Source organism: Paenibacillus sp. FSL E2-8871 (genome assembly GCF_038000345.1).
Taxonomy (GTDB): Bacteria; Bacillota; Bacilli; order Paenibacillales; family Paenibacillaceae; genus Paenibacillus_AQ.
Genome location: NZ_JBBOBV010000001.1, coordinates 3,193,649 through 3,209,529, shown reverse-complemented (window position 1 = coordinate 3,209,529; position 15,881 = coordinate 3,193,649). Strand labels below are relative to the sequence as shown.

At 44.8% G+C, this 15,881-nt stretch carries 16 protein-coding genes; 13 read left to right on the top strand and 3 right to left on the bottom strand.

Going from position 1 to position 15,881, the window contains the following annotated elements:
• The first annotated feature begins 112 nt into the window (after positions 1 to 112).
• From NYE25_RS14740 to yajC, 8 genes are all read left to right on the top strand, one after another.
• Positions 113 to 832: a BofC C-terminal domain-containing protein gene (locus NYE25_RS14740; RefSeq protein WP_341146234.1), complete on the top strand. Its 720-nt coding sequence runs from the start codon at positions 113 to 115 to the stop codon at positions 830 to 832.
• Between the two features lie 254 nt (positions 833 to 1,086).
• Positions 1,087 to 1,590 (top strand): crossover junction endodeoxyribonuclease RuvC, encoded by a 504-nt coding sequence (gene ruvC / locus NYE25_RS14735; RefSeq protein ID WP_036677679.1) that lies wholly within the window; start codon positions 1,087 to 1,089, stop codon positions 1,588 to 1,590.
• Positions 1,587 to 2,204 carry a Holliday junction branch migration protein RuvA gene (gene ruvA, locus NYE25_RS14730; RefSeq protein ID WP_341052169.1) on the top strand — a complete coding sequence of 206 codons (618 nt, stop codon included), beginning with the start codon at positions 1,587 to 1,589 and terminating at the stop codon, positions 2,202 to 2,204. The genes ruvC and ruvA overlap by 4 nt, the downstream gene beginning before the upstream one ends.
• 36 nt (positions 2,205 to 2,240) lie before the next feature.
• A complete protein-coding gene (ruvB, locus tag NYE25_RS14725) occupies positions 2,241 to 3,248 on the top strand; it encodes a Holliday junction branch migration DNA helicase RuvB (protein WP_042191128.1) in 1,008 nt (335 codons plus the stop codon).
• A 32-nt stretch (positions 3,249 to 3,280) separates the two neighbouring features.
• Positions 3,281 to 5,383, top strand: coding sequence for a SpoIID/LytB domain-containing protein (locus NYE25_RS14720; protein WP_341146233.1), 2,103 nt, complete (start codon positions 3,281 to 3,283; stop codon positions 5,381 to 5,383).
• Between the two features lie 9 nt (positions 5,384 to 5,392).
• Positions 5,393 to 6,421, top strand: a complete 1,029-nt coding sequence (gene queA / locus NYE25_RS14715; protein ID WP_042191125.1) for a tRNA preQ1(34) S-adenosylmethionine ribosyltransferase-isomerase QueA — start codon at positions 5,393 to 5,395, stop codon at positions 6,419 to 6,421.
• 21 nt (positions 6,422 to 6,442) lie between these two features.
• Positions 6,443 to 7,579, top strand: coding sequence for a tRNA guanosine(34) transglycosylase Tgt (tgt, locus tag NYE25_RS14710; protein WP_042130504.1), 1,137 nt, complete (start codon positions 6,443 to 6,445; stop codon positions 7,577 to 7,579).
• Between the two features lie 49 nt (positions 7,580 to 7,628).
• A complete protein-coding gene (gene yajC, locus NYE25_RS14705; RefSeq protein WP_042191123.1) occupies positions 7,629 to 7,937 on the top strand; it encodes a preprotein translocase subunit YajC in 309 nt (102 codons plus the stop codon).
• A gap of 94 nt (positions 7,938 to 8,031) precedes the next feature.
• Here the strand turns inward: yajC and NYE25_RS14700 are convergent, their stop codons facing one another.
• Complete coding sequence (locus NYE25_RS14700; RefSeq protein WP_341146232.1) at positions 8,032 to 8,871, bottom strand: phosphatase PAP2 family protein; 840 nt, start codon at positions 8,869 to 8,871, stop codon at positions 8,032 to 8,034.
• 95 nt (positions 8,872 to 8,966) lie between these two features.
• Positions 8,967 to 9,359 (bottom strand): TIGR04086 family membrane protein, encoded by a 393-nt coding sequence (locus NYE25_RS14695; RefSeq protein ID WP_042191121.1) that lies wholly within the window; start codon positions 9,357 to 9,359, stop codon positions 8,967 to 8,969.
• A 224-nt stretch (positions 9,360 to 9,583) separates the two neighbouring features.
• Here NYE25_RS14695 and NYE25_RS14690 point away from each other — a divergent pair, with 224 nt between their 5' ends.
• A complete protein-coding gene (locus tag NYE25_RS14690) occupies positions 9,584 to 10,348 on the top strand; it encodes a DUF421 domain-containing protein (RefSeq protein ID WP_341146231.1) in 765 nt (254 codons plus the stop codon).
• Between the two features lie 5 nt (positions 10,349 to 10,353).
• On the opposite strand, the gene spoVB is transcribed toward NYE25_RS14690, so the two are convergent.
• Entirely contained in the window at positions 10,354 to 11,946 is a 1,593-nt protein-coding gene (gene spoVB / locus NYE25_RS14685) for a stage V sporulation protein B (protein WP_341146230.1), read from the bottom strand.
• Positions 11,947 to 12,142: 196 nt separating this feature from the next.
• Between spoVB and NYE25_RS14680 the strand changes: the two genes are divergently transcribed.
• The 4 genes from NYE25_RS14680 to NYE25_RS14665 all read left to right on the top strand — a co-directional run bounded on the left by NYE25_RS14680 (position 12,143) and on the right by NYE25_RS14665 (position 15,876).
• Positions 12,143 to 12,394, top strand: coding sequence for a post-transcriptional regulator (locus tag NYE25_RS14680; protein WP_042191115.1), 252 nt, complete (start codon positions 12,143 to 12,145; stop codon positions 12,392 to 12,394).
• A gap of 223 nt (positions 12,395 to 12,617) precedes the next feature.
• On the top strand, positions 12,618 to 13,868 hold the full coding sequence (secD, locus tag NYE25_RS14675; RefSeq protein WP_341146229.1) for a protein translocase subunit SecD: 1,251 nt from the start codon (positions 12,618 to 12,620) through the stop codon (positions 13,866 to 13,868).
• Positions 13,858 to 14,760, top strand: a complete 903-nt coding sequence (gene secF, locus NYE25_RS14670; RefSeq protein WP_341146228.1) for a protein translocase subunit SecF — start codon at positions 13,858 to 13,860, stop codon at positions 14,758 to 14,760. Before secD ends, secF begins: the two co-directional genes overlap by 11 nt.
• Positions 14,761 to 14,925: 165 nt before the next feature.
• Entirely contained in the window at positions 14,926 to 15,876 is a 951-nt protein-coding gene (locus tag NYE25_RS14665; protein ID WP_341146227.1) for a cation diffusion facilitator family transporter, read from the top strand.
• Positions 15,877 to 15,881 lie beyond the last annotated feature (5 nt).

The following is a 15,881-nucleotide window of genomic DNA, read 5'->3' as shown; positions in this document are numbered from 1 at the left end:
TACTGCAAGGTCAACCTTGCAATTAGGATAAAATAGCGATTATTCACAGAAAAGCGCATAAATGATCCCTTCTCAGGTCACAATAGGGAAAAACCAGAATGAAGGGATTAACGTGTCGCGCATAAAAAAACAACTTTGGCAGCGATGGAGACGTTGGAAAAAGGCGCTTTGGGTAGGGGCAGCTTGTTTAGCTCTTACTGTACTGGCATGGCGCAGTATGCAGGTACCTGAGGAAATCAGTGGACTGCTGACGGATTCTAGTTGGACGGATAGTGCCGAAAGCGAGTTGGCCGCAGCTGTATTTAAAGTAGGCGTGGACAGCGGTGAGGAGAAAGAGAAGAGCACCATAAAAAACGAGCAACTGTTGCAGACGATCGCTCAAAGCGGACTCAGCAGAACCGTTCATTTAAAAATATCGTATGTATCTGGGGAAGAAGTTCAGACATTTCCAGGTGAAAAAAACCCGCTTCAGCTTAAAAAGATAATTCACGAACACCCTGCATGGAGCGGTTGGATCAGCAGCGATGGAGATTTGTGGCTGGAGCAAAAAGTGAATGATCTATCAACCCTAACGAAAAAAGAAGCCTATATCGGGGTCGATGCATTTGGGAACTTGAAATTATTTAAAGGCCCTCCGGTACAGGAAAAGGTTCTGAAGACCTTTTTTCAAATGGATATGGGTTCCTTGAAATCCTCTCTGCCGGAAAGTATTTGGAAAGAGCTTCATGAGGGCATTCGTGTACAAGATATTGAAGAGTACAACAGCGTATTGTCCACCTTCAGTGACTATGCGCGTGAGGCTGCCGAACATGTCATGCAGAATAAGCAATAGCATCCTTAAGCATATCAGCTGTCCTAAAGTCATTATTAATGGCTTTAGGGCAGCTTTTTTTTGCAAATATAAGAAAGTTTGAGGTTCTCATTGTAGGCCTAAAGTTGTCATTTCGCATTAGAGGGTAAACTTTTTTTCTCCCGGAAGGGGTATTTTTGCTATAATGGTTTGAAGGAATACATATGTTCGCTTCATAGCGGAGTAATGGATGAAAACGGTGGAATAAACTGCCTGTTATAGAGGAGAGATCGTGCTTGCGCATTTTGGGAATTGATCCAGGGCTGGCGATTGTCGGTTTTGGCTTTGTGGATAAGGAAGGTCATAAGTTGACCCCGGTCCAATATGGTTGTATCCAGACTGAGGCTCACACACCTGAGGAAGAACGTCTGCTGCATGTCTATGAAGGCATGGGTCAGCTCATTGATAAATATAAACCTGATGCTGTAGCGATAGAGAAGTTGTTCTTCGCACGTAATGTTACAACAGCATTGCCAGTAGCACAGGCCCGCGGAGTGACGATATTAGCTGCTGTACAGCGTGGCTTACCCGTCTCGGAATATACACCTATGATGGTGAAGCAGGCTGTAGTTGGTTATGGTAAGGCAGAGAAACGGCAGGTACAGGAAATGGTGAAGCTGCTACTGAAATTATCGGCGATCCCTAAACCGGATGATGTAGCGGATGCACTCGCGGTAGCGGTATGTCATGCCCATTCGAGCAGTCTTAATTCTAAATTAAATGAGGTATTGCGAAAATGATAGATTTTTTAAGAGGACCCGTCGTTCATTTAGAGTCGGAATATGTGGTACTGGATGTGCAGGGCGTAGGATATCGGGTGTTCTGCCCGAACCCTTATGCTTTTGCTAAAGTAGAAGGGCCTGTAATGATCTATATTCATTATCAAACACGTGAGGATGCGACGCTTCTGTTCGGGTTCCCGACTCGGGAGGAGCAAAAATTGTTCCGCAAGTTGATTGAGGTATCTGGGATCGGTCCGAAGGTTGCGCTCGGAATACTGACAGGTGGAACTCCAGATCAGTTGATCTCGGCAATTTACCAAGAGAATATAACCTTCTTAACGAAACTGCCGGGCATTGGCAAGAAGACGGCGCAGCGGATGATCCTAGATTTGAAGGACAAGCTGGACGGACTCAGTATGGCTTCCATGCAAACGGGATTATTTGCAGTTCCAATGGAAGAAGCAGCGGATGGGTTAGCTTGGCAAGAGGCTAGGGATGCCCTTAAGGGATTGGGTTATACCGAAAGTGAATTGGACCGTGTGTGGCTCGCTATGAAAAAAGAGGGCGCAGAGACAGGGACTGTAGATGTGTTGATGAAGAAAGCACTTGGGCTATTATATATTGCTAAGTAAAGCCGAACACATCCTTGAAGAAAGGGAGCGATAGGAATGGATGACCGGATTATATCCGCTAATTTGATGATGGACGAGCAAGCGGTAGAATTAAGTTTACGCCCTCGTTATCTGGGAGAATATATCGGACAGAATCAGGTAAAAGAAAACCTGAAAATATATATCGAAGCAGCCAAAATGAGAAGTGAAGCGCTGGATCATGTGCTGCTCTACGGGCCTCCAGGTCTCGGTAAAACAACACTCGCGAACATTATCGCCAATGAGCTGGGTGTGAATTTACGAACAACGTCCGGTCCTGCGATAGAGCGGCCGGGAGATTTAGCCGCCCTGCTGACGAACCTGCAGGAAGGCGATGTGCTGTTCATCGATGAAATTCACCGCTTACACCGGACGGTGGAGGAGGTTATGTATCCGGCGATGGAGGACTTCGCGCTGGACATCATGATCGGCAAAGGGCCAAGTGCCCGTTCGGTACGATTGGATCTGCCGCCGTTCACACTTATAGGTGCTACCACCCGTGCTGGCCTGCTGTCAGCGCCACTACGTGATCGTTTCGGAGTGGTCAGCCGCTTGGAGTTCTATACCATAGATGAGCTAAGCTTCATTGTTGCTCGAAATGCAGATCTTTTAGGAATTGAGATTGTCGGAGATGCGGCGGAAGAGATAGCGCTTCGTTCCCGTGGAACGCCGCGGATTGCGAACCGACTATTGAAGCGAGTCCGTGATTTTGCTCAAGTGCGCGGCGATGGGATTATAACCCCTGAGATTTCTGGGGAAGCCCTGAAGATGCTACAAGTGGATCCACGTGGGCTGGACAGCATCGACCATAAGATGTTAAGAGCGATGATTTCAAGCTTTCGTGGCGGTCCTGTAGGGCTGGATACGATTGCTGCTACAATTGGTGAGGAAAGTCAGACGATTGAGGATGTTTATGAGCCCTACCTGCTGCAGATAGGATTCTTGCAGCGGAGCCCTCGTGGAAGAATTGTAACCCCGGCCGCTTATCATCACTTAGGCCTTCCGCTCCCTCCGGAGCAGCACTGAGTCAGTAACTACATTTAAAAGGAGGATGCTGGATGAAGCATACGAAGATGAAATGGGGAGGAATAGCTCCACTAAGCAAAGGATTGCTAGCAGCTGCGATTGCTGTGGGAAGTCTCTTGATCCCTGCGGGTGCCAGTCATGCCGATTCTAATAGTACGATACGAGTTGCCCTTTATGCCGATATTGGTAGTAAATATAAATCTACCGTGCCAGTAGTAACTATGTTATCGACACAAAGCTTCACTTTGATGTCAAACCAACCAGGGAGCACTCCTTTGTTATCGGTGCCTGCCCAGAGCAGAATTCGTGTTAGTGTGGATGGTTATAGAGTAAAGGTAATGGAGACTTCAAGCTGGAAAACAGCTGCCGATGCGGCTAAAAAGCTTCAGTCCACCTCTGATAAGCCTCAAATTTATATGATTTCTAGAAATGGAACCAATGTGTATCAGTTGTATACAGGAGTCTATGCCAGTGAAGCTGCTGCCAAGGATGGACTTACCCGTGTAGTAAAGGCAGGACTCGGCATTCCTGCTGATCAAACCCCTGCGGTGAAAGGGGACAAGCATTTATCGGCGGGTCGCTATTCTTCGGAACAAGAAGCTGATACTGCTCTGAGTAGTATTACAGCTGCTGGTTTTGATGCCTGGAAGGTATTTCTCTCAGGAAGTGATGGCAGTGCTCAGTTTGAGGTATGGGTAGGCGAAGCTGCGAACGACAAAGATTTGGGTGCTGTTCAGACCGCAGTGTCTGCAGCATTGCCACAGCTTGCTATGTCTGCTGCAACTTCACCTGGGTTAATCATGCGTCTGGATGCTGGGCTGGACCTTAGTAGCGAGACACAGGCTAATCATTATATGGTTTCCGGAAATGATGCTAAATTTTTGGCCGTTGGCAATGAGGCTGGAATTCAGCTCGAAGAAAGATCCAAGCGTACCTACCGTGGAAATATGGAACTAAGTAATTTGAGAGGTTCCCTAGCGGTTATCAATGAAGTGCCACTGGAACAATATTTGTATGCAGTGGTTGGAGGAGAGGTTTCCTCCAGTTGGCCGGATGAAGCTCTAAAGGCTCAGGCTGTCGCCGCCCGAAGCTATGCAATGGCGCAAGGCAACCGTTTCGAAGTAGCGAATGTAGTAGATTCTACATTGAGTCAGGTATATAACGGAATCGGATCAGAGGCTCCAGTTATTATTAAGGCAGTGGATGCTACTGCCGGTGAAGTATTGATGAGCGGTGGTAAAGTTATAGAGGCTGTGTTCTCCTCGAACAGTGGCGGAGTAACCTCTGATCCATCAGAGGTATGGGGAAATGGTGGAGATGCATTTGCCAGCGTTCCCAGCAAAGAGGATGTCGCAGCTACCGCGACCGCTAAGAAGTGGTATTATTTACTGCTCGCTAATGGCACCTCTGGATACGCACGTGAGGATAACATTAAATTGACAGGAAATAAAACTGCAGCGGGACTGGATATAGCGACAGCTACCACTAAAGATGTCAATGTACGCCCGCTTCCTGCTGTTGAAAGTAGTGTAAGTGCGGTAGGTAAGCTGAATCCAGGCGAGAATGCTGTTGTTCTAGACAAAGTCTATGAGTCCGGTAGTTATAGCTGGATCAAAGGGCCATATACCTCTGCCGACCTTCTAAAAAGCTTGCAAGGTAAAACAACTAGCGCGCTCCCTTCTAGCATCCTTAATTTGCAGGTCACTCAGCGCGGTCCTTCTGGAAGAGCGATTCAGGTGAAAGCAAATGGTCAGGCACTGGATGTGAAATATCCTGATATGTTCCGTTCTGCGTTCAATGGATTGCCAAGTACATTGTTTGATATTGTACCAGCCGGAAGTTATACTGTATTAGGCGCTGACGGTGCTACCAGCACGATTGGAAGTTCACAGAGCGCAGGTGTACTCTCTGCATCAGGTAAGGTTAATGTGAACGGTAGTGGAACTGTAGTGATGGGTGGGGATTCCTCAGCCAGAGCGATTACTAACAGTTCGGGCTTTCTGTTCATTGGCCAAGGATACGGTCATGGTCTAGGCATGTCGCAATGGGGCGTGAAAGGCATGGCTGACAGCGGGTATGATTACAAGCAGATATTGCAACACTATTATCAGAACGTTACTATAGTTAAGGAATGAAGACAGACCATGAATGTAGACGCATATGATTTTCATTTACCGGAAGAATTAATTGCCCAGACACCACTCTCTGACCGTAGCTCTTCTAGACTGCTCTTAGTAAATAAGGAGGACGGGGAGCTGGCTCACCGGCATTTTACCGATATTATTAATTATTTTCAACCAGGAGATACGCTTGTTCTGAACGATACGAGAGTCATTCCTGCCAGATTGTTTGGGGCTAAAGAAGATACGGGGGCTAAAGCCGAAGTACTTCTCCTTAAGAATCTGGGAGACGATCGTTGGGAAGCTCTTGTAAAGCCAGGTAAAAAGCTCAAGACAGGAGCGGTTATCATCTTTAGTGATGAGCTTCGTGCTGTTATTGAGGACGAGGCTGATATGGGTGGACGAACGCTTCGGTTCATTTATCAGGGTATTTTTCAGGAGATTCTGGACAGGCTGGGAACAATGCCACTGCCTCCTTATATTAAGGAAACACTCGATGATCGGGAACGATATCAGACCGTTTATGCTAAGCATGAAGGATCAGCAGCTGCTCCTACAGCAGGGCTTCATTTTACCAAAGAACTGTTGGATCAGATTGAAGCCAAGGGTGTAAATATTGCTTATATTACACTTCATGTAGGTCTCGGAACATTCCGTCCGATGTCTGTTGAGAAGGTTGAAGAGCATGTTATGCATTCAGAGTATTTTGTAATGTCTCAAGAAACAGCAGACACTATAAATGCTACCAAGGAACAAGGTGGTCGCATTATAGCGGTAGGGACAACTTCTTGTCGAACACTTGAAACAGTCGGAAGACAATGCGAAGGCGGTCCACTAGTGGAATGTAGTGGCTGGACGGATATTTTCATCTATCCGGGCTATAAGTTTAGTGTAGTTAATGCGTTAATTACTAATTTTCATTTGCCGAAGTCTACTTTGGTGATGTTGGTTAGTGCTTTGGCAGGTCGGGAACATATTCTAGCTGCTTATGAAGAAGCGATAGAGCAGAAGTACCGGTTTTTTAGCTTTGGAGATGCAATGTTTATTTACTAATGTAAGAGGATGGGTTAACTTATGGCAGCAATTACTTATGAGCACATCAAAACGTGCAAACAATCCGGAGCAAGACTTGGAAGAGTCCATACTCCACATGGTGTGATTGAGACACCTGCATTTATGCCAGTCGGCACACAAGCTACAGTCAAGACAATGAGTCCTGAAGAACTGAAAGAGATGGATGCTCATATTATTTTGAGCAATACGTACCATTTGTTCCTGAGACCGGGCCATGATATTGTTCGTGAAGCAGGCGGACTGCACAAGTTCATGAACTGGGACCGTCCCATTCTAACGGATAGCGGCGGGTTTCAAGTGTTCTCGCTTAGTGACATGCGCAAGATTACCGAAGAAGGCGTTCATTTCCGTTCCCATCTAAATGGGGATAAGAAGTTTTTGTCTCCTGAAGTAGCTATGGAAGTTCAGAACGCACTTGGCTCTGATATCATGATGGCATTCGATGAATGTCCTCCATTCCCAGCGGAATATGACTACGTGAAAAAATCATTGGAGCGTACAACACGCTGGGCAGAACGTTGCCTGAAAAGTCATGCTCGCCCGAATGATCAAGGGCTGTTCGCTATCGTTCAAGGAGGTATGTATGAGGATCTTCGCCGTCAGAGCGCGGCAGATTTGACTTCCATGGATTTCCCGGGGTATGCTATTGGAGGGCTCAGCGTCGGAGAGTCCAAGCAGCTAATGTATGAAGTGCTGGATTATACAGTTCCCCTGCTGCCACAAGGCAAACCTCGCTATTTGATGGGCGTTGGTTCACCGGATGCGCTGTTGGAAGGTTCAATCCGGGGAGTGGACATGTTCGACTGTGTTCTGCCTACCCGTATTGCTCGTAATGGAACAACGATGACCAGTCAGGGAAGACTCGTTGTACGCAACGCAAAGTATGCCCGCGATTTTGGGCCGCTTGATCCGGAGTGCAACTGCTATACATGCCGGAATTATTCCCGCGCTTATTTGCGCCATCTAATCAAAGCCGATGAAACCTTCGGACTTAGATTGACGACATACCATAACTTGCACTTCCTGTTGGATTTGATGCGTAAAGTGCGCGAAGCCATCAAGGAAGATCGGCTGCTTGATTTTCGCGATGAGTTTTTTGCTAAATACGGATTATATGATAATCTTAAAGGCTTCTAAAGCTTCGTTGAGGTCCATGTTTTAATGTGCTTTGAAAGGGGGGAGAAATATGTTTCAATATGCAGCAGCAACAGGCGGAGGTAGTATACTGGGTCTTGTAGGTCCATTCGTACTTATGTTTGTAGTATTCTACTTCTTGCTGATTCGTCCGCAACAGAAGAAGACCAAAACACGTAATGCAATGTTGAAGTCTCTGAAAAAGGGCGATAAAATCGTTACTATTGGTGGTCTTCACGGTACGATCATGGAGATTTCCGATGATATCGTGGTTCTACGGGTCAATGATGTAACTAAACTGACCTTTGATCGCGGTTCCATTAGTCACTCCGTTGCCACGGACGTGGAGGAGAAAGTATAGTTTCGTTATTTAAAAGTACATAAAAAGCGGTGTCTTCTCATTAAGAGAATGACACCGCTTTTTTGACGTTCATCTTTCATCGTGATCTATGGGTTTAACGCATATCCGTTATTCGGCTGCGAACGGTGAGCGATTCTTCACGTCCCCGTAAGGTTAATTTGGCAAGCTGTACACCAACTGTTGAAGCTAGGACTGCTAGCAGAGTGCCGCCTATCATATCTGTAAGCCAATGAATGCCCAGATAGAATATACCAAAGACGATTACGACTGCGGAAATACTCGTAATGACCATCCACCGGCGGTTTCCTGAACGGAATGCCAGTAATGCCATCGTAACGGAAATGGACGTATGTAGACTCGGGAAGCAGTTGTTGAGACCGGATAGAGGGCGGTACTCTTGCTCAAACTTCGGAAATACATCCAGCATAGTAAATCTAACGCCTGCAGGTACATAGGACCATACTTCATTTACAGGGAAGTATAGGTAGAATGGAATTGCTACAGCATAGTTAATGATAATAGCATAGCAGGTTGCGTACAGCATCACACGGTTCTTATCTAACAGATAGACACCTAGAGAAGCTGCTAGTACAGATTGAAGCATGAAGATGTAGAAGAAAACTATGATAGGCGTTAGCCATGGACTATAGAATATATCCTGAACAGCTTGGACAAAATGCCCCTCTAGTCCAAATATAAATGATGTATAGTCTGAGGTGAGATGCATTTTTTCTTCAATTTGTAGTTCATATTTATTCAAGACCAGTACACCAAACATGCCTACCATCAGTAGCAGAAACTTATAGGATTGCAGCAGCTCTTTCCCAATTTCAACTAATGCCATGATTGGATTTCGACGAGCGCCAATCCATACTAATATCACTACTAATGCAACTGTGTACAAAACAATATGATTCATTGATTGGTAAAACAAAGCATTCGAAGCCTCCTTGATTCTCTTTATGAAGTTAGATGATCACAGTTTAACATATTTTCAAGGAATGTTTCGAATTTAATGAAATAATAATTTTAGCTTTTCTGTAAATTAACCCCAAACATTCCACCAAGAGCACCAATTGCTGCAGCAGCTAGAACCCAAAGAAGGTCAACGCCAGAGGGTGAGCTATCCAGTGCCAGAAATCCAATTAACAGAACGATAATCCCATAAAAGATTCCTGTAAGACTTCCTTGATACCAGCCTTTGTTCGTGGCTCTGCGACCGGCAGTTAGTCCTCCGAATGCTGCGGCTATGCCGTGCACTATATAAGTGTACATTGAGAGATCCTGCTCCTTCAGACCGCTGCCCCATAATAAAAGAGAGAGGACAAACGCGCCAAGCAGCATCCAAAGAAATGATCGACATAGGCCAGACAACACAGGATTGGCTATTCTCCAAGAGAACAGGCGCCGGATTAAATACATGGTACAACCTCCTAAAGTTTTTTAGAAAAATAATCTACATAATATATTATTCATTGTATGGGGAGGCTTGCCCCAATAGTACAAGAATGGGCATTGCAGTCTTTTTACCATTAATTAATATGTGAGCTTCTGAATGTTCCCTGTGCTGAGCGGTCAGAATAGGGTTACATTAATCCGCCCGAGAAAACAAGTCTGCGGGTGAGAGTGGAGGGGAGCGAAGCTATATGTTCCAGCATATCACTACCCATATCTTCTTAACCGTGCTGATGTATTTCTTCATATTCCTGTGCTTGCGCATTATGGGGAAGAGGGAAATCGGTAAATTATCTGTATTTGATCTGACGATCTCAATTATGATTGCTGAGATTGCTGTTTTTGTGATTGAGGATATTAAACGTCCGATTTACGAAGGTCTAGTCCCGATGGCCACCTTGGTCTTCATTCAAGTTGTGGTTGCACAGCTTAGCCTTAAGAGCAGAAAGCTTCGACTACTAATGGACGGTAAACCGAGCATCCTTATTTCTGGTGGGAAGCTGCACCGGGGGGAAATGCGTAAACAAAGGTACAATATTGATGATCTGCTGCAGCAATTGCGCGGTCAGAATATTGCTAGTCCAGCTGATGTAGAGTTTGCGATTCTGGAGCCCAGCGGTCAGCTTACCGTTTTCGAGAAAGACAAAGGAAATTCATCTTCCAATCAAACAGGTAATAGCGATTCAGCTGCTGAGAATAATAAGAATGATGGGAGCATTAATGTAAACAGTCAGAAGGTTAAGCTGCCAAAGAACAAAATCAGATATGAAGGACTTCCCATTCCATTGATTATGGATGGCAAGGTCCAGGATGATAATTTAGAGATGATAGGTAAAACAAGATTCTGGCTGAGAACTCAGATTCGTCAAAAGGGAGTATCCGATTTTCGGGATGTCTTTCTTTGCTCCATAGACCATAAAGGCCAGATTTATGTTGACCGTTTAGATAGCAGATAACCATTCTAGAGCCAACGCTTAATGAACGGCAGTCGATCCAAATCACGAAGTGAGATAAGGCCAGCTAATAGGCTGAGACCGAAATACAGGGCCATTCCTATCGCAGAGGCAAATAAAAATTGAATCCATTGTGCTTCTGCAATGGGAATGGAGATGTATACATAACGTACGCCAGCTCCCATAATGATCATTGCACATAAGGTCTTAATGGTATCGGTTATTCGTAAGGATAAAGAAATTAGACTGACTACACTGTACCCGTGCAGTAGAGTAACAAGAACGCTGTTCACTATAATGGCGATGATTGCGCCGTAGATTCCGTACTCAGGCTGTGAAGCTAATATAACAATCAGAATGATTTTGACTATTGCCCCAATAAGAGTATTGATAAGTGCCCTGCCCGGTCTGTCCATAGCTTGAAGTGCAGCTTGTAAGGGTGCTTGAACATAGATGAACAAAGCGAAAGGGGCCATTAATTTTAGCATAGGAGCGGTGTCCGGATTTCCGTATAACAAGTTACATAGTGGGACTGCTAGGACATACATAAGAACAGCAAAGGGAGCGCCTGTTACAAGAGCGAGTCGAAGAGCTTGGTGCATTCGTTTGTGAATGGTAGGCAAGTCCTTTCTCGCGGCAGCCTCGGATAAGGAGGGAACCAAAGACACTGCGAGAGAGGAAGTTAACGCTCCGGGAAGCAACAGTAAGGGGATAACCATTCCCTGTAAAGACCCATATTGAGCAGTCGCGGCGGCTGTTGCGATTCCGGCTAGTGCAAGACTTCGTACGGTAATTATAGATTCCAGTAGATAGGAAAAAGAGCCCACAAGCCGGCTTGCTGTAACAGGAATAGATACACCTAGTAAACGTCGTAGTATGGGAGAGGTTGATTTTACATCATCTGAACCAGAGTGTATAACCTCCTTCTCAACCGTTTGCTGTTCTATAGGGGTTGTTTTTTTATCCTTTTTCGTGATGACATAATATTGCCACAGAATGGCTAACATTCCGCCAATCTCTCCCACGGTTACGCCTAGCATCGCCCCTGCAGCTGCAAAAGCGATACCTTTGGGTAACAGCAGCCAAGAGAACCACAGCATAAAAAATATTCGCACGATAGACTCGAAAACGGAAGAAAGTGCGGAAGGAATCATGTTCTGCCTACCTTGAAAATAACCGCGGTATATCGCAGATACAGCAACAATTCCAATCATTGGGATCATGGCAATAAAAGTATAATAAACTCTGTGGTCTGTTAAGATCACATTGGAGACCCATGAAGCACTGACCAGCGCAACAATGGTAAAGAAGATTCCTAGTCCGACACTAAGAGTAAGGCCAGTCCGTAAAATTTGCCGCGATTTCTCAGGGCGGTTCTCTCCCTCTGCTTCCGCCACCATCTTAGCAATAGCTAGGGGAAGTCCGCCTGTAATAACAGTAACCAACACGATAAAGAATGGGTACGCGAGCTGATATAGACCCACACCTTCTGCTCCAATGATGCGTGGCAAAGCAATTCGGGGTATAAATCCAAGCATTCGATTAATGATGCCGGCGGCAAGCAAGATTAAAGTTCCTTGTATAAAGCTCTGTTTCCTCAAAGGTCACGCCTTCTTCCCCAAATGAAATGAAACGCTGTCCAACTTGTCTATTCTTATGGATATGCTATACCCCTGTCCCGGCATGCCTTGTTTTAGTAGTTGTAACTTTTTGTGACGGAAGGAGGAAAGCAGAGAACTTGGGTCGAATACCTATGGTAAGCATACGAACACGAGCGATCTTTGGAGGTGTCATCACGTGGAATCGGAACAGTGGAATCATGATCAACATAGTGAAGAAATCGAAGCCATGTGCCGCAGCAAAGCTGAAGAATTCCGGCTCCTCGGCTATGAGTATGTAACCAGCAAGGATATTTGGGATTGTATCAGTCGTAATTATGATAAGGATGGAATGCCCCCCTTGCATAAGCTGGTAAATGATATTTATTCCTTAAAAGCCAATAGTTACATGACTTATTTGACTCTTGCAGCTTATCGGGGGTTGAACTAAACAATAAACATCTCGCTTCTTTTTTTGCGAAAAGCCTTATAAAGCAGTAAAGTAAGAGAATAATAACTTTACATCTCCTATCTAAACGGATGTCTTGCTAATATGAGCAGGGGCGGCCGTTTCTTTGTGTGAGTATAGCTATGTCTATGCTGTGAATTGACGGTCATTTCACGTGTAGCTATAATAGGAATATTGAGTTAATGAAAGGGGAACTAGCTAGAGCATGAAGAGACTAATGGGCTTTATTATTACCGTGCTCGTTTTGACAGGCGTCATGGCATTTACTACTCCTGGACTGCTGGACAAGGTTAGACTTGGTCTTGACCTGAAAGGCGGATTTGAGATTTTGTACCATGCTGAGCCTATGGAAGCGGGAGCAGCGTTGTCCCGAGCTTCACTGTTGAAAACAGCAGAAAGTTTAGAAAAACGGGCCAATGCGCTCGGAACCAGTGAACCAGAGGTTACAACTGAAGGTACTGACCGTATTCGTCTGAAAATTGCAGGCGTTACTGATGAAGCCGAGGTTCGCAAGAAGATGAAGGAACCTGCAGTTCTGACTTTCCGTAGTGCTGCTGAAGGTGACGCTGAAGGTACTTACAGCAAAATCGAACTGGTAGGTAGTGATTTTGTTGAAGGTGCGGCAGAGGTTGGACGAGATAACCTGAATCAGCCAATCATCAGTATCAAAATAAAAGACAAGGATAAATTTGCAGAGATTACGAAACGCCTCTTGGGAAAGAATCTCGCAATTTATTTGGATGAGAACAAACTATCTGACCCTACGGTACAAGCAGTGCTTACCGACGGTAGTGCGTCTATTTCCGGTCAGTATACAGTTAAAGAAGCTCGTGAACTGGCTGACACCATTAATCTTGGTGCGTTGCCACTGAAGCTTACTGAGAAGTACTCCCAAAGTGTGGGTGCAACACTTGGTAAACAATCGCTTGATCAAACGATCAAAGCCGGTCTTTTGGGTTCTTTGATTATTCTTATCTTCATGATCGGTATGTATCGCTTGCCAGGTCTCTTGGCTAGTTTTGCACTGATCTTGCATACATGGCTGCTAATTGTAGTCTTTGTCTTAGCAGACTTCACATTGACGTTGCCTGGTATAGCCGCATTTATTCTGGGTATAGGGATGGCCGTCGATGCCAATATCATTACAAATGAACGGATAAGGGAAGAAATGCGCAGTGGTAAAAGTGTACTTTCTTCTGTTAAAGCAGGTAATAAATCCTCTTTCCGGACAGTAATGGACTCCAATGTCACAACTGTTATTGTGGCAGGTGTCATGTTCGCCTTCGGTACAGGTGCAGTCAAAGGCTTCGCATTGGTGCTGATCGTGGAAATCGTTCTGAGTATCGCCACGAATCTTTATTTCTCCCACTGGTTGCTTAGCCAGCTTGTTAAAGCCGGTAAGCTGAACAAACCGAAGAGTTTCGGTGTTAAGGAGAGTGATATTCGTGCGCTTTAAGAAAGAGCTTGATTTCGTACATCTAAGTAAATTTTTCTATGTTTTTTCCATCGCCCTTACAGTGGCAGGTTTGATTTTCCTAGCAACCTTTGGATTGAATTACAGCGTTGATTTCAAAGCGGGATCTAATGTTGATATCTCTCTGTCTAAGAATTTGACATTGGAAGAGGTTAATTCAGCAGTTGAAAAAACTGGGATTTCAAGTGAGCCAAGCATTACGTTAGGAAGTGAACGGGTCAACGTTCGTTATGATCAAGTGCTCGATGAGCAACAAGATGAAGCTCTAAAAGCAGAGATCTTGAAGCTGGACGATAAGGCATCGTTTGAGATTAACACCGTGGATACTGAAATGTCTAAAGAACTTGCACGCAATGCGATTTATGCGGTTCTCATTTCTTGTCTAGGGATTATCATTTATGTAAGTATTCGTTTTGAATGGCGGTTTGCCTTGGCAGCTATTGTTTCACTGATCCATGATGCCTTTATGGTCGTTGCAATCTTCTCCATCTTCCGTTTGGAAGTGGATTTGACGTTTATTATCGCGGTGCTTACGATTATCGGTTATTCCATCAATGATACGATCGTTATCTTTGACCGTATCCGTGAGAATTTACGTTTTGGTAAACAAAGAACCTATGAAGATTTAAAAGAGCTTGTGAATAAGAGTGTGGCTCAAACTCTTATGCGTTCTCTCTACACAGCATTTACCGTATTTATTGCAGCGTTCTTCCTGCTAATTCTTGGAGGCGAGTCCATCAAGATGTTCTCGCTTGCGATGGTTATCGGATTGCTATTCGGAGCGTACTCCTCTATCTTTATTGCAAGTCCGATCTGGCTACTGCTTAAGAAGCGTGAGAAGACTAAGGTAAAGAGCAGCCCAGCGAAGGGTTAATGTCTCAAGAGAAATAACATGGCTACACTTGAATGAAAAAAACATCAACTTTATAATTTAAGAAAGCCGCGTCAAATGCGACGCGGCTTTCGAAATCTTTGGGGTAGTATGTCATGTGTATTGTATCATCATGAGATTACTTGCTAGTGGTAAGGGGGGCCTCGTATGAATAAAGAACGATCACCGCAAAGCAAAACGGTTGCTTGGACAGGGATCATCAGCGATGTTACTTTGGCAGTAGCTAAGGGGAGTTTTGGCTATATTTCAGGTAGCAAGGCTTTAATGGGCGATGCATTATATTCTGGAGCAGATGCTGCAGCTAAATTGGCGGATATTCTCCCATGGCGCTCTGAACAAAGCACAAAGAGCAAGCAGCGGATAGAAGAGCGCCGAGGGAATAAGGAGCCGCTTTTGGCTATACTTTTTTCGGTACTAATTCTTATGGGGGGGCTGCAGATCGCCTTCTCTGCAATCCGTGACTTAACCGAGGGACAGTCATCCACCCGCGGAGAACTTGCACTTGTAACTGTCTTGTTATCTATTGTACTTAAAGAAGCTGTATTTCAATATCAATATCGGTACTTTAAAAAAATAGGTGATGGCAGTCATGCTGCTTATGCCAATAGTCATCGTTTCAGTTTGTATACTTCTATCACAGTATTAGTTGGGATATCGTTATCAATGGGGGGGACCTATTGGCATCCTCTACTCTATATGGACCCTATTGCCGCACTTTTAACAGGATGCTTAATTCTACGTAAAGGTTATTTGCTCATTGTTAATACTGTTAGTGTTAAGAATGCGCAGGAGCTACCTTCTGAGGAGGCAGCTAATTTTATTGAAACCGTACAACGTGTTCATGGTGTTATTCGTGTAGAACATTTGAAGGCACTTGAGCAAGGGAATTATGTGAATCTGCAAGTGAAGATCAGTGTAAATCCGCGTATTACGGTGATGGAAGCACAGGATATTTCGGAATGTGCAAGAAAGTTGCTGCAGCACAGGTTTGTTCATGTTGGTGAGGTACATATGGACGTAGTTCCTTATGATCCTGGCTATCCATACAAAAGTAATTATGAATTGGTGGATAATGATATTCCGACGCTGCTTCAGTAGTTCGC

Bases quoted from the DNA above. Each gene is read 5' to 3' on its own strand.
- ruvA (WP_341052169.1), top strand. From the start codon at position 1,587: ATGATAGATTTTTTAAGAGGACCCGTCGTTCATTTAGAGTCGGAATAT.
- ruvB (WP_042191128.1), top strand. From the start codon at position 2,241: ATGGATGACCGGATTATATCCGCTAATTTGATGATGGACGAGCAAGCG.
- NYE25_RS14720 (WP_341146233.1), top strand. From the start codon at position 3,281: ATGAAGCATACGAAGATGAAATGGGGAGGAATAGCTCCACTAAGCAAA.
- queA (WP_042191125.1), top strand. From the start codon at position 5,393: ATGAATGTAGACGCATATGATTTTCATTTACCGGAAGAATTAATTGCC.
- tgt (WP_042130504.1), top strand. From the start codon at position 6,443: ATGGCAGCAATTACTTATGAGCACATCAAAACGTGCAAACAATCCGGA.
- yajC (WP_042191123.1), top strand. From the start codon at position 7,629: ATGTTTCAATATGCAGCAGCAACAGGCGGAGGTAGTATACTGGGTCTT.
- NYE25_RS14695 (WP_042191121.1), bottom strand. From the start codon at position 9,359: ATGTATTTAATCCGGCGCCTGTTCTCTTGGAGAATAGCCAATCCTGTG.
- NYE25_RS14690 (WP_341146231.1), top strand. From the start codon at position 9,584: ATGTTCCAGCATATCACTACCCATATCTTCTTAACCGTGCTGATGTAT.
- secD (WP_341146229.1), top strand. From the start codon at position 12,618: ATGAAGAGACTAATGGGCTTTATTATTACCGTGCTCGTTTTGACAGGC.
- NYE25_RS14665 (WP_341146227.1), top strand. From the start codon at position 14,926: ATGAATAAAGAACGATCACCGCAAAGCAAAACGGTTGCTTGGACAGGG.